General features: G+C 68.1%; 12 protein-coding genes. All 12 read right to left on the bottom strand.

Annotation, left to right across the window (positions count from 1 at the left end; all coding sequences use genetic code 11):
- Positions 1 to 37 precede the first annotated feature (37 nt).
- The 12 genes from AC1DGE_RS13855 to AC1DGE_RS13800 all read right to left on the bottom strand — a co-directional run bounded on the left by AC1DGE_RS13855 (position 38) and on the right by AC1DGE_RS13800 (position 13,233).
- On the bottom strand, positions 38 to 688 hold the full coding sequence (locus AC1DGE_RS13855; protein WP_476893264.1) for a DedA family protein: 651 nt from the start codon (positions 686 to 688) through the stop codon (positions 38 to 40).
- 151 nt (positions 689 to 839) lie between these two features.
- Positions 840 to 2,174 carry a thymidine phosphorylase gene (locus tag AC1DGE_RS13850; protein WP_476893265.1) on the bottom strand — a complete coding sequence of 445 codons (1,335 nt, stop codon included), beginning with the start codon at positions 2,172 to 2,174 and terminating at the stop codon, positions 840 to 842.
- Complete coding sequence (locus tag AC1DGE_RS13845) at positions 2,171 to 2,614, bottom strand: cytidine deaminase (RefSeq protein ID WP_441418509.1); 444 nt, start codon at positions 2,612 to 2,614, stop codon at positions 2,171 to 2,173. Before AC1DGE_RS13845 ends, AC1DGE_RS13850 begins: the two co-directional genes overlap by 4 nt.
- Before the next feature lie 2 nt (positions 2,615 to 2,616).
- Positions 2,617 to 3,954: an ABC transporter permease gene (locus AC1DGE_RS13840; protein ID WP_441418510.1), complete on the bottom strand. Its 1,338-nt coding sequence runs from the start codon at positions 3,952 to 3,954 to the stop codon at positions 2,617 to 2,619.
- Positions 3,951 to 5,375 (bottom strand): ABC transporter permease, encoded by a 1,425-nt coding sequence (locus AC1DGE_RS13835; RefSeq protein WP_441418511.1) that lies wholly within the window; start codon positions 5,373 to 5,375, stop codon positions 3,951 to 3,953. Before AC1DGE_RS13835 ends, AC1DGE_RS13840 begins: the two co-directional genes overlap by 4 nt.
- Positions 5,368 to 6,981 (bottom strand): ABC transporter ATP-binding protein, encoded by a 1,614-nt coding sequence (locus tag AC1DGE_RS13830; RefSeq protein WP_476917644.1) that lies wholly within the window; start codon positions 6,979 to 6,981, stop codon positions 5,368 to 5,370. The genes AC1DGE_RS13835 and AC1DGE_RS13830 overlap by 8 nt, the downstream gene beginning before the upstream one ends.
- A gap of 170 nt (positions 6,982 to 7,151) precedes the next feature.
- Positions 7,152 to 8,261 (bottom strand): BMP family lipoprotein, encoded by a 1,110-nt coding sequence (locus AC1DGE_RS13825; protein ID WP_476917643.1) that lies wholly within the window; start codon positions 8,259 to 8,261, stop codon positions 7,152 to 7,154.
- Between the two features lie 306 nt (positions 8,262 to 8,567).
- Positions 8,568 to 9,593: an NADP-dependent oxidoreductase gene (locus AC1DGE_RS13820; RefSeq protein WP_476893267.1), complete on the bottom strand. Its 1,026-nt coding sequence runs from the start codon at positions 9,591 to 9,593 to the stop codon at positions 8,568 to 8,570.
- Positions 9,590 to 10,021 carry an organic hydroperoxide resistance protein gene (locus AC1DGE_RS13815; protein WP_441418514.1) on the bottom strand — a complete coding sequence of 144 codons (432 nt, stop codon included), beginning with the start codon at positions 10,019 to 10,021 and terminating at the stop codon, positions 9,590 to 9,592. The genes AC1DGE_RS13820 and AC1DGE_RS13815 overlap by 4 nt, the downstream gene beginning before the upstream one ends.
- A 76-nt stretch (positions 10,022 to 10,097) precedes the next feature.
- Complete coding sequence (locus tag AC1DGE_RS13810) at positions 10,098 to 10,490, bottom strand: MarR family winged helix-turn-helix transcriptional regulator (protein WP_476909391.1); 393 nt, start codon at positions 10,488 to 10,490, stop codon at positions 10,098 to 10,100.
- Positions 10,491 to 10,791: 301 nt separating this feature from the next.
- Positions 10,792 to 11,991: an amidohydrolase gene (locus tag AC1DGE_RS13805; RefSeq protein WP_441418515.1), complete on the bottom strand. Its 1,200-nt coding sequence runs from the start codon at positions 11,989 to 11,991 to the stop codon at positions 10,792 to 10,794.
- An 84-nt stretch (positions 11,992 to 12,075) separates the two neighbouring features.
- The gene (locus AC1DGE_RS13800; protein ID WP_441418516.1) at positions 12,076 to 13,233 is read right to left on the bottom strand and encodes a mannose-1-phosphate guanylyltransferase; all 1,158 of its coding nucleotides are present in this window, start codon (positions 13,231 to 13,233) and stop codon (positions 12,076 to 12,078) included.
- Positions 13,234 to 13,327: the final 94 nt, after the last annotated feature.

Genomic DNA, 13,327 nt, shown 5'->3' with positions numbered 1-13,327 from the left:
TGTTTCCGGCCGTGGCGCGGGCGTTCCCGGCACGGTCCTAGCCGTCGGCCGGCGGCGCGGGCCGGTCCGGGTCGTCCGGGACCAGCTCCCCCGGCGCACGGCCGCGAAGCCTGCTCAGGGTGAGGTCGACGGCGATGCCGAGGATGATCGCGCAGATGATCGCGATGGTGGCGCCGAGCAGGTGGTTGTCTTCGAACCATTGCCCGAAGAAAAGGCCGATTCCCACCGAATAGCCGGACCACAGCATCGCGGAAAGCACCGTCAGGGCCACAAAACGGGATTGCGCATAGTTGGTGGCGCCGGCGGTCAGGTTGACGGCCACCCGGCCGATCGGGACAAACCGGGCGACCATGATCAGCGACGCGGGCCGCTTCCGGAGCTCGCCGCCGGCCCAGAGGAAGGCCCGCTGCGCCCGGTATCCGCGCATCCACGCCCAGCGTCCGGTCCCGGTGGCCCGCCCGATCAGGTAGGCGATGTTGTCCCCGGAGAACGCCCCGGCGGCGGCCACGGCCACCAGCAGAAGCGGGTTGGGCACCTCGGCCGCCGCGGCGACGGCGGCCAGGCCCACCACCACCGATTCGCTGGGAACCGGGGGAAAGAACCCGTCGATCAGGCAGCACGCGAACACGAGGAACAGGACCCAGGGTTGGCCTGCGGCGGCCAGGATGAAGTCGTTGATTGCCTGCACGGTTTCCTAACGCACGGCGGTGCCCGGTTTCTCCCGGAATACTGTGGTGCCAGTGTACTGCCGGACCCGGCGCCGTTGCCCTATCACTTGGGGCTGCCAACCCCCGGGGGTTGGGGACCAGGAGTGATAGGGCAAGGCGGCAGCCGGAGCCTCAGGCGATGCGGTCGATGATGAGTTGCTGGGCCGGGCGGGAGCCCTCGGGGGCGATCACGGCGGCGTGCTCGAGCGCTTCCTTGGCACGTTCGAACTTCTCCGGGGTGTCCGTCAGCAGGGTCATCAGCGGCTCGCCGGCGCGGACCGTGGCGCCCGGCTTGGCGTGCATCCGCACCCCGGCGCCGGCCTGGACCTGGTCCTCCTTGCGGGCGCGGCCGGCGCCGAGGCGCCAGGCTGCGACGCCAACGGCCATGGCGTCGAGTTCCACCAGCACGCCGTCGGCCGGCGCGTAGATGGTCTCGGATTCCTTGGCCACCGGCAGTTTGGCGCGCGGATCGCCGCCCTGGGCCTCGATCATCCGGTTCCAGACGTCCATGGCGCGGCCGTCCCGGAGCGCGGCGCGCGGATCGGCGTCGTGGACGCCGGCGCAGGCCAGCATCTCCTCGGCCAGCCGGACGGTGAGTTCGACGACGTCTTCGGGGCCTCCGCCGGCGAGGACCTCCACGGATTCCTCGACCTCGATCGCGTTGCCCGCGGTGAGGCCCAGGGGCGTGTTCATGTTGGTCAGCAGCGCCACCGTGTTGACCCCGGCGTCCTTGCCCAGCGCAACCATGGTCTCGGCCAGCTCGCGGGCACGCGCCTCGTCCTTCATGAACGCGCCGCTGCCCACCTTGACGTCCAGGACCAGCGATCCGGTGCCTTCGGCGATCTTCTTGCTCATGATCGAGGAGGCGATCAGCGGGATGGCCTCGACCGTGCCGGTGACGTCACGCAGGGCGTAGAGCTTCTTGTCCGCCGGGGCCAGGCCGGCGCCGGCGGCGCAGATGACGGCCCCCACGTCCTGCAGCTGGGCCAGCATCTCCTCGTTGCTCAGCGCCGCGCGCCAGCCGGGGATGGACTCGAGCTTGTCCAGGGTGCCGCCCGTGTGGCCGAGGCCGCGGCCGGAGAGCTGCGGAACGGCGACGCCGAACACGGCCACGAGGGGTGCCAGCGGAAGGGTGATCTTGTCCCCCACCCCGCCGGTGGAGTGCTTGTCAGAGGTGGCTTTCACGCCGCCGTCGGGCCGGCGCAGACTGGAGAAGTCCATCCGCTCGCCGGAGGCGATCATCGCCGCGGTCCAGCGGGAAATCTCCGCGCGGTCCATTCCGTTGAGCAGGATGGCCATGTTCAGCGCGGCCATCTGCTCATCGGCGATGGCGCCGCGTGTGTAGGCGTCGATCGTCCAGTCGATCTGGGCGGCGCTGAGCACGCCCTTGTCGCGCTTGATGCGGATGATGTCGACGGCGTCGAAGGCTTCAGTGCCGCTGGCAGTGGTGCTGGTGGTCTGTGTCACCGGGTTTCCTCCAGGTGTTGGGGGCCAAATGCGTCGGGAAGCACCTGGTCCATCGTCTTGATGCCCTGTGTGGTCATGAGTTCCATGTCCGGGGCCCGGAATTCGTAGAGCAGCTGCCGGCAGCGCCCGCACGGCATCAGCACGTTGCCGTCCGCGTCCACGCAGTAGAAGGCGCGCAGCAGGCCGCCGCCGCTCATGTGCAGGTTGCCGACCAGCGTGCACTCGGCGCACAGCGTGAGCCCGTAGCTGGCGTTTTCGACGTTGCAGCCGCTGACGATCCGGCCGTCCGCGGTGAGGGCCGCTGCCCCCACCGCGAACTTCGAATACGGCGCATAGGCGTTCTTCATCGCCGCGACCGCGGCGGCCTCGAGGGCTGCCCAGTCCACGCCGGCGGCCGGGACCGCTGCCGGGCTGCCGTTCCCGCTAATGTGATCAGCCATGGTCAGCCCTTCACGTACGGGATGCCGCTGGCCGCCGGCGGCCGGGAGCGTCCGACGAGCCCGGCCACGGCGAGCACCGTCACGAGGTACGGCAGCATCGCCATGAACTGGCTCGGAACCGGGGTGCCGATGATCGTCACGATGCTTTGCAGGTTGTCGGCGAAGCCGAACAGCAGCGCCGCGAAGAAGGCGCCGATCGGGTTCCAACGGCCGAAGATCAGTGCGGCCAGGGCGATGAAGCCGCGTCCGCCGGAGATTTCCTTGGTGAAGCTGTCGATCGCCACGAGGGTGAAGAAGGAACCGCCGATGCCGGCGATGGCGCCGCCGAGGGTGACGTTCCAGAAGCGGGTGGCGTTGACCTTGATGCCCATGGTGTCGGCTGCCTGCGGGTGTTCGCCGACGGCGCGGACGCGCAGGCCCCACTTGGTCTTGAACAGCCCTACCCAGACCACGATCACGGCGATGTACATCAGGTAGCCGATCAAGGACTGCTTGAACAGGATCGGGCCGATCAGCGGGATGTCGCCCAAAACCGGGATGGTGATCGGATCCAGGTGCGCGGGAGAGTTGAACTTCTCCTTGTCCGCCTGCATGACCGTGCTGAACAGGAAGCCGGTGACGCCGGAGACGAGGACGTTGAGCACGACGCCGACGATGATCTGGTTGACCACGTACTTGATGCTGAACAGGGCCAGGATCATGGAGACGAGGGCCCCGGCGATGGCCGCCGCGAGCAGGCCCAGGAAGGGGTTGTGCGTCAGGGTGGCGATGATCGCGGCCGTGAAGGCGCCGCCCAGGAGCTGGCCTTCGATCGCGATGTTCACGACGCCGACGCGTTCGCAGAGCACGCCGGACAGGGAGCCGAAGACCAGCGGCACGGCCAGGGTCACGGACCCTGCGATCAGCCCGGCGAGGGAAATGCTGGTGGTGCGGGCCCCGCCGACCACCCAGATCAGGAACGCGGCGACAAACAGCGCGATGAAGGCGATCGTGACCCAGCCCGGGACCTTGCGGTTCCGGGTCTTGAGGAACACGGCATAGCCGGCCAGCGCCAGCATGATCACCGAGAGAACGATGCCGCCGAGGAAGGCCTGAACCTCCAGGGCCGGCAGCTGGAAGAAGTCGCTCCCGGTGGAGATTCCGAACTTGGCGGTCTGGTGCGGCCCCATCAGTCCGAAGAAGACGAACGCCACGATGGCCAGCACCAGCAGGGTGACCGGGAGCTTCCAGGTCACGGGCTTGGCGGTCACGGCCGTGTGGTGGTGCTTGGCCGCGGGAGCTCCGTCCAGGGGTGCAGGCTGCGGCTTCCCCGGCTGGGGCGACGTTGCTGTTGTGCTCATGCTGCTACTCCGGTGGTTGCTGCCGTCTTGGACTTGTTGGCCTTGACGGCCTTCTTCTTGCGCGGGTTCAGGCCGAACACCGCCCGCACCAGCGGCGGGGCGGCGATGAAGAGCACGATCAGCGACTGGACCACCAGCACGATGTCGATCGGGGTTCCGGTCTGGATCTGCATCTGGACGGCGCCGGCGCGGAAGGCGCCGAAGAGCAGGCCTGCGGCGAAGGTGCCCCACGGCGTCGAGCGTCCCAGCAGCGCAACCGTGATGGCGTCAAAGCCGTAGGTGGCCGCGACGCCGTCGGTGAGGACCTTTTCGGTGCCGGCCACCTGGGCGACGCCGGACATGCCGGCGAGGGCGCCCGCGATGGCCATCACCAGGATGGTGGCGCGCGGGACGTTGATGCCGGCGGTCAGGGCGGCCTTCGGGTTGGCGCCGACGGCCCGGAATTCGAAGCCGATCGTGGAGCGGTTCAGCACCCACCAGACGAAGACGGTCGCCGCGATGGCCAGGATGAAGCCCAGGTGCAGCCGGTACTGGGTGCCCAAAATCTGCGGGTAGACGGCGCTGGGGTCCAGGATCGGGGAAATCGGGTTGGTCTCGCCCGGCCGCTGGAACGCGGGGGTGTTGAGCAGGTAGCGCAGGAAGTACAGCGCGATGTAGTTGAACATGATCGTCAGGATCACCTCGTGGGCGCCGGTGCGGGCCTTGAGGAAGCCGACCAGGCCGGCCCAGAGGGCGCCGCCGAGGATGCCGGCCACGAGGACCAGCAGCAGGTGCAGGCCCATCGGCAGGTGCAGGGCGAAGCCGACCCACGAGGCGAGGATGCCGGCCATGATGATCTGGCCCTGAGCACCGATGTTGAAGAGTCCGGCGCGGAAGGCCAGGGCGACGCCGAGGCCGGCGGTGATCAGCGGGGTGGCGATGGTGAGGGTTTCCATCAGCGGGGCGAACTGCCCGGCCGCGCCGGTGCCGCGGGGGTTGAACACGGAGCCCTGGAAGAGCGCCACGTAGGAGCGGGTAGCGGCGGACCAGACGGCGGAGAAGAAGTCGCTGGGCCGGGCGAAGAGGTAGCCCGCGCTCGCGCTGACGGCCTTGTCCGTGCTGGCGATCAGCAGGCCGCCGAGGATCAGCGCGAGCAGCACGGCCAGCACGGAGACCATGCCGCTTCCGGTGAAGATTTTGCGCATGAGCGAGTCGGGGCCGCCGGGGACGATGCCGCTCTGGCCCGAGACCGGGACGGCCGAGGGGCGCATCGCCCCGCCAGCGGTGTCCAGCGAGGTGGCGGTGGTGGCGTCCGTGGCGTCGGTGGTTTCGGCGGTTTCGACGTCGGGGGTGTTCGGCGTCGCGGTTGGCTGGGCTGCGGTTCCCGCGGTTTTCGCCGGATCGGATTCAGCCGCGTGGCGTGGCCGGTTGGTTTCAGTCATGGTGCTCTCCTACGGCGCCGGAGGTGGACTCCTGTGCGGGCTGGGCGGCGGCGGCCGGGGCGGCGGCTGCGGTTGCCGGGGTCTTGGTGCTGTCGGCGTGGGCCTCGTCGGGCGACAGGCCGGCCATCATGAGGCCCAGGACGTCACGTCCGGTGCCGGCCGGGACGATGCCCACCAGCCTGCCCTTGTAAAGCACAGCGATCCGGTCCGCCAGCTCGATCACTTCGTCGAGTTCGGTGGAGACGATCATCACGGGGGTGCCGTGGTCGCGTTCCGCTACGATCCGCTTGTGCAGGAACTCGATGGAGCCGACGTCGACGCCGCGGGTCGGCTGGGACGCGATAAAGAGGCGCAGCGGGCGCGACAGCTCGCGAGCCATGACCACCTTCTGCTGGTTGCCGCCGGACAGGGTGCCCGCGGCGAGCGAGCCGGACGGGGTGCGCACGTCGAACTCGTCGATCCGGGTCTTCGCGTTTTCCAGCACCTTCGCCGGGCTCATGCTGATGCCCTTCGCGAACGGTTCCTGGTCGTAGCGGTCCAGGATCAGGTTCTCGGCGATCGAGAACGTTCCGATCAGACCGTCCACCGAGCGGTCCTCGGGCACGAAGCCGACGCCGGCCTTCAGCACGTCCTTGACGCTGCGGCCCACCAACTCCTCGCCGTCGAGCAGGATGGAGCCGTGGACCCGGTCCTGCAGGCCGAGGATCGCCTCGGTCAGCTCGGTCTGCCCGTTGCCCTGCACGCCGGCGACGGCCAGGATCTCGCCGCGGGCAATGTCGAAGCTGATCCCGTCCACGACGTGCTGGCCGCTCGGTGCGATCACGGTGAGGTCCTTGACCTGGAACGTGGTCTCCTGCGGCCGGGCCGGGGCCTTGTCCAGGGTCAGGTTGACTGCCCGGCCCACCATCATGGAGGCGAGTTCCGTCGTCGAGGCCGTGGGGCTGGCCGTGCCGACGACCTTGCCGCGCCGGATCACCGTGATGGTGTCCGAGACGGCCTTGACCTCGCGCAGCTTGTGCGAGATGAAGACGATCGAGGTGCCGTGGCTCTTGAGCTGGCGCATGATGTCAAGCAGCTCGTCGGTGTCCTGCGGGGTCAGTACGGCGGTGGGCTCGTCGAGGATGAGCACCTTGGCGTCGCGGACCAGGGCCTTGATGATCTCCACGCGCTGCTGGACGCCGACCGGCAGGTCCTCGATCAGGGCGTCGGGGTCGACGTCGAAGCCGTACCGGTCGGAGATCTCCTGGATCTTCCGGCGGGTGTCATCGAGATTGAGGAAGCCGCCGGCCTTGGTGGTTTCCGCCCCGAGGGCCACGTTTTCGGCGACCGTGAAGACCGGGACCAGCATGAAGTGTTGGTGCACCATGCCGATGCCTGCCGCCATCGCGTCCCCCGGGCCGCGGAAGCTGACGGGTTTGTCGTCGATGAGGATTTCGCCCTCGGTGGGTTCGTAGAGCCCGTAGAGGACGTTCATCAGCGTGGACTTGCCGGCGCCGTTCTCGCCGAGCAGACAGTGGATCTGCCCGGGTTCAACGACCACGTCAATGTGGTCGTTGGCTACCAGGGAGCCGAAGCGTTTGGTGATCCCCTTGAGTTCAAGTTTCAAAACTCTGACCAATCTCGAAGTGTGTCCGGGTCACGACCGGACGGGGTGATGGGGCTGCAGAACCAGCCTAGTGCCTGCCGCCAGCGCTGCGGCTAAGAGTAGCCGCAACGAAAAGCGCCACAGCCCGTGCGGTCTGGGACCGTCCGGGCCGTGGCGCTTAGCGGCGGAAGTTACGCCTTCGGGCTGGCTGCGGACTCAACCTTCAGCTTGCCGTCGGCGATGTCCTTCTTGATCTGGTCCAGCTCGGACTTCAGTTCGGCCGGAACCTGGGAGTCCAGGTCGTGGAACGGAGCCAGCTGGACGCCGTCGTTCGCGAGGGTGCCGACGTAGGGCGTGTTGGTGAACTTGCCTTCCGTGTCTTCCTTCACGACGGTCTCAACGGCCTCGCCCATCTGCTTCATCACGGAGGAGAGCATGATGTCCTTGTAATCCGGGGCGGTCAGGAAGCCGTCGGAGTCAACCCAGATGAGCTTGACGTCCTTGCCTGCTGCCTTGGCTTCCTTCAGCGCTGCGCCTGCACCCTTGCCGACCGGACCGGCGACGGGCATGACAATGTCCGCACCCTGGTCCAGGAAGTTCTGGGTGAACTGCTTGCCCTTGTCCTGCTTCTCGAAGTCGCCGGTGAAGGAGCCGTCCTGCTTGGCCTTGTCCCAGCCAAGAACCTTGACGTTCTTGCCCTCCTTCTCGTTGTAGTACTTCACGCCGTCGGCGTAGCCGTCCATGAAGATGGTGACGGTGGGGATCTTGATGCCGCCGAAGGTCGCGACGGTACCGGTCTTGGTGGTGCCCGCGGCGAGGTAGCCGGCCAGGAAGGCAGCCTGGGCCGTGTCATAGATGATCGGCTTGACGTTGGCGATCGGCTTGTCGTAGCCGAAGTCGATGATCGCGAAGTGCTTGTCCGGGTTCGCCGTGGCCTGGGCCTTGGTGGCGTCGCCGAGCAGGAAGCCGACCGTGATGGTCAGGTTGCAGCCGGCAGTGACCATGGCGCGCAGGTTCGGCTCGAAGTCGTTGTTGGTCTTCGACTCGACCTGGTTGACCTTGATGCCGAGATCCTTCTCGGTCTTCTTCAGGCCCTCGTAGGAGGACTGGTTGAACGACTGGTCGTCGAATCCGCCGGAGTCGGACACGATGCAGCCGGTGTAGTTGCTGGCGCTTGCGCTGGCGGTGCTGCTGGCGGTCGGGGCAGCCCCGCAACCGGTGAGCAGCAAAGCGGCCGCACCTGCGGTGGCGACGCCGGCCATTGAACCGCGCTTGAAAGTTGCGCGCAGTGAGTTCGTCAAAGTTCCTCCAGGAAGAAAGAGATAGGCGCTACGACGGGAGTTCAATGAGTGTCTGCTTCCGGTTTTCCCCCGAAACACTGTTGTCACTGACGGATTCGCAGCACTGCGCCGAGGCGCACTGATGCAAGTTACTTTAGTGTCATGGAACACGTCGAGTAACACACTTCACAGCCATTTCACAGATTGTTGAGAACTTGTTACCAAGCGCTGCGCCGTTCCCGCGCGACCGTACGCGTGAGGCCCCGAAATCGTGGAAATCGGGGCCCCAGGGGCAACGTTCGCGCCTGCGCTGGAGGCGGAGTTAGCTTAGAGGCGGACCAGCATCTTGCCGGTGTTGGCGCCCTCCAGCAGGTCCATGAAGGCCTGCGGTGCGTTCTCCAGCCCGTCCACCACGGTCTCGTCGTAACGGACGGTGCCGTCGGCCAGCCAGCCGGAGAGCTTCTCGACGAACTCGCCCATGTACTGCCAGTAACCGCCCACCAGGAAGCCCTTGAGGGTCAGCTGCTTGCCGATGGCCAGCATGAGGTTCCGCGGGGCCGGCGTCGGCTCGGTGGAGTTGTACTGAGAGATGGCGCCGCACATGGCGACGCGGCCGCCGACGTTGAGCACGGACAGCGCGGCCTCGAGGTGCTCGCCGCCGACGTTGTCGAAGTAGACGTCGATGCCCTTCTCCCCCGCGGCCTCCTTCAGCAGGTCCCGGACCGGGCCGTCATGGTAGTTGAAGGCGGCCTCGAAGCCGAGCTCCAGCAGGCGGGCCACCTTCTCCGGGGTGCCGGCGCTGCCGATCACCCGGGAGGCGCCCATGGCCTTGGCAATCTGCCCCACCAGCGAGCCGACGGCGCCGGCTGCGCCGGAAACGAAGACGGCCTCGCCCGGCTTGAACTCGGCGACCTTGAGCAGTCCGGCGTAGGCGGTCAGGCCGGTCATGCCGAGGGCACCCAGGAAGGCCGACGCCGGGGCCAGGTCGGTGCGGGCCGGCGTCGTCGCGGCGGCGTCCAGGACGGCGTACTCGCGCCAGCCGAGGCTGTGCACCACAGTGTCCCCAACCGCGCGGTCGGCCGAGCGGGAGGCGATGACCTCGCCGACGGCGCCGCCCTCCATGGCGGCGTCCAGGGCGAACGGCGCGGAGTAGGACTTCACGTCGTTCATCCGGCCGCGCATGTAGGGGTCCACGGAGATGAACAGGTTGCGGACCAGGACCTGGCCGTCCTGGAGCTCCGGCAGCGGGGATTCGGCCAGCCGGAAGTTCTCCGGCACGGGGCGGCCGTGCGGGCGGGAGGCCAGCTGGATCTCTCGGGTGGTGGCGGGAAGGGTGCTGTTCTCGGTGCTCATGCGGCGACCTCCAGGATGGTGATGTCTACGGTGATGTTGCCACGGGTGGCGTTGGAGTAGGGGCAGACCTCGTGGGCCTTGGCGACGAGCGCTTCGGCGGTTTCGCGGTCCACGGCCGGCAGCGCGATCTCGAGTTCGGCGGCGATGCCGTAGCCGGAGCCGCCGTCGAGGGCGCCGAGGTGGATCTTCGCGGCGACGGCGGAGTCGGTCAGGTCCGCCTTCTGCTGGCGGCCCACCAGGCGCAGGGCAGAGTGGAAGCAGGCGGCGTACCCGGCGGCGAAGAGCTGCTCGGGGTTGGTGCCTTCGCCGTTGCCGCCGAGCTCAACCGGGCTGGCCAGGGTGACATTGAGTTTGCCGTCGGACGTCTGCGCGTTGCCGTCGCGGCCTTCGCCGGAGGCCAGTGCTTCGGCCGTATAGAGGGTCTTCATGGGGATTCCAATCTGTTGGGGGAAGGGAAGCTTGTGGGGTTGCCGCGCGGCCGCAGCCCGCAATTGGCGGGGCCGGTCAGCGGCCGGACTGCAGCGCGGCGGTGAGCCGGCCCAGGGTCTCGCGGAGCTGGTCGAGCTCGTTAGCGGAGAGTCCGGCGGCATCGGCGAGCCGCTGCGGAATTCCGGTGGCACGGGCGCTGAGGGCGGCGCCGGACTCAGTGAGGAAGACCTCGACGCGCCGTTCGTCCGCCGCGGACCGCCGTCGTTCCACGTATCCCAGGGACTCGAGGCGCTTGAGCAGCGGCGAGAGGGTTCCGGAGTCCAGCCCGAGTTCCTCGCCCAGCTCGCGGACGCTGCGGGGCTGGTCCTCCCAGAGCACCATCATCACGAGGTACTGCGGGTACGTCAGTCCGAGTTCCTCGAGTATGGGCCGGTAGACGGCGGTAGCGGCCCGCGAAGCCGAGTACATGGCGAAGCACACCTGCCTGTCCAGGCGGGGGGCGTCGGTCCCGGCGGACGCAGGGGAATCAGTTTTGCTCACCTAAAAACCTTAGCGCACAACTAAGTTGCGCACAACTGAGTTGCGCACAACGCATTTACCGGTGCAGCCGCCCGCCGGATTTCCCCAACTTCAAGGGGCGCCGACGGCGTGTCCGCAGGCAGCGCTGGCGCGTCCCGGCCCCGCGAAGGGAAAGGTGGGGAATTTCCGCGGGCACGCCCGCCCTTGAGCAGGCGAAGGTGCGGCTCCGGAGCGTCGGCTGGCGCCTGCCCTAGAGGTCGCGGAGGGTGCGGAGGGCCGCCGCCGTGAGCACCCGGATGCCGAGGCCCAGGGCGCGTTCGTCCAGGATGTAGTCGCCGCGGTGCAGGTCGTACTCCTCGCCGCCGGGGGTTTTCGTGCCCAGCCGCATCATCGCGCCGGGCAGGTCCGCGAGGAACCAGGCGAAGTCCTCGCCGCCCATCGACTGCGGCGTCAGCACCACGGAGCTCTCGCCGATTTCGGCCCGGGCCGAAGCCTCGATCAGCGCGGTCTCGTGTTCGGAGTTCACCACGGGCGGCACGCCGCGGGTGTGCTCCAGGTGCACGTCGACGCCGTAGGGCGCCGCGATCTGCTGCACCACCTCGTCGAGGATCTCCCCCGCGCTGTGCCAGGCATCCCGGTCCAGGCAGCGCATGGTGCCGGCCATGTAGCCGCTCGCCGGGATGGCGTTCGGTGCGGAGCCAGCCGAGATGTGTCCCCAGACCACGGACACCCCGCTGCGGACGTCGACGCGCCGGGAGAGCACGGCCGGGACGTTGATGGCGATCTGCGCGAGGGCGAAGACGAGTTCCTCGGTCAGGTGCGGGCGCGAGGTGTGGCCGCCTCGGCCGCTCAGTTCAATCTTGATGGTGTCCGACGCCGAGGTGATGGCGCCGATCCGGGTGCCGATCTTGCCGACCTCGATCCGGGGGTCGCAGTGCAGCGCCAGGATCCGCGGCACCCCCTCCAGCACACCTTGTTCGATGCACGCGTGCGCCCCGCCGGGCATGGTCTCCTCGGCCGGCTGGAAGATGATCCGCACCGTGCCGCCCAGCGGCGAGGAGTCGTGCATCCGCTGCAGGATCAGGGCGATGCCCAGCATCGTGGTGGTGTGGACGTCGTGGCCGCAGGCGTGCGTCACGCCGTGGTTCTTGGACGCGAACGGCAGTCCGGTCTCCTCGATGATGGGCAGGGCGTCAATGTCGCCGCGGAGCGCGGTGGCGATGGGGCCCTCGCCGACATCCACGGTCAGCCCGGTACCCTCGAGCCGGCGCGGGGTCAGGCCGGCAGCCTCAAGCCGCTTGGCCAGCTTATCCGTGGTGCGGAACTCCTTGAAGGACAGCTCGGGGTGCGCATGCAGGTCGCGGCGGAAGGCGATCAGCTCCGGCAGGAGTGGCTCCAGCCACGGCCCCACCAGGGTGGTTGGCTCAGCTTCAGTAGTGTAATTGCGCACACAATCACTCTAGCGAGAGTCAGAAAAATAGCGGCATCGCAGTCGGACGGTTACGGCAGGACAGTCGCGCTTAGCTGAAGAAGACTAGAGGACGTCCGTGTCGCCGCTGGCCTTGAGCGCGTCCACGGCGGCCTTGACCCGCTGCGAATGCGCCTTCGTCATCACGAGCAGGGCATCGGGGGTGTCCACGATCACCACATCCTCGATGCCGATCAGGGCGATCACACGCTTGGTGTCGGAGACCACCACGCCGCTCGAGTTCTCAGTGAAGACCCGGGCACCCTCGCCGATCACGGTGACGTCGTCGACTTCCTTGGCACTGTTGAGCCGGCCCACGGAGGCGAAGTCCCCGACGTCGTCCCAGCGGAAGGTGCCGGGCACGACGGCGACGTCCCCGGCTGCCGCGGCGGGCTCGGCGACCGCGTAGTCGATGGCGATCTTGGGCAGGGTTGGCCAGACGCGGGAGGTGACCTCGTCGCGCAGCGGGGTGTCCCAGGCCTTGGCAATCTCCTGCAGGCCCGCGAAGAGTTCCGGCTGGTTGGCCTCCAGGTGCTTGAGCATGAGCGAGACCGGCGCGACGAACATGCCCGCGTTCCAGACGTACTCGCCGCTGTCCACGTACTGCTGGGCGACTTCCTCGCTGGGCTTCTCGACGAATTCGACGACTGTGTGGGCGCTCGGGGCGCCGGGCACACTCAACTTGTCGCCGGCGCGGATGTAGCCAAAGCCGGTGGACGGGTGCGTGGGCTTGATGCCAATGGTGACGATCTTGCCGGCGGCCGCCGTGTGGATGGCCTCACGGACCGCATCCTGGAACAGTGCGTCGGGGCTGATCACCTGATCCGCGGCGAAGGAACCCATGATCGTTTCCGGATCGCGCTCGAACAGGATCGCCGCGGCGAGGCCGATGGCCGCACCCGAGTCCTTGGGCTCGCTCTCCAGCACCAGGTCCGCCTCGCGCACCTCGGGCAGTTGGCGGCACACGGCCTCGCGGTGCGCCGTTCCGGTGACGACCAGCACGCGGCTGCCGGCGAGGGGTTCCAGCCGGTCGTAGGTGGCGCGCAGCAACGTGCTGCCGGATCCGGTGAGATCGTGCAGGAATTTGGGGGCGGCGGCCCGGGACAGCGGCCAGAGCCGGGTCCCCACACCGCCTGCCGGAATCACCGCGATGAAACGCCGCAGCGGGGAGTCCGCCGCAGCGTCCTGGGGTGAGTCATGGCTGGCCATATTGTCTGTAGTCATCACGGCTACTTTAGCGGAACGCCGCCCGCACACCCCGGAGTTGGCACGCAACGCACGCAAACGGAGTCGACGGCGGCGCAAGCGAATGTGGCGT

This window comes from Arthrobacter sp. 05N425, assembly GCF_056397125.1.
The sequence above is the reverse complement of the archived record's forward strand: the minus strand, read 5'-3'. Positions and strand labels throughout refer to the sequence as shown.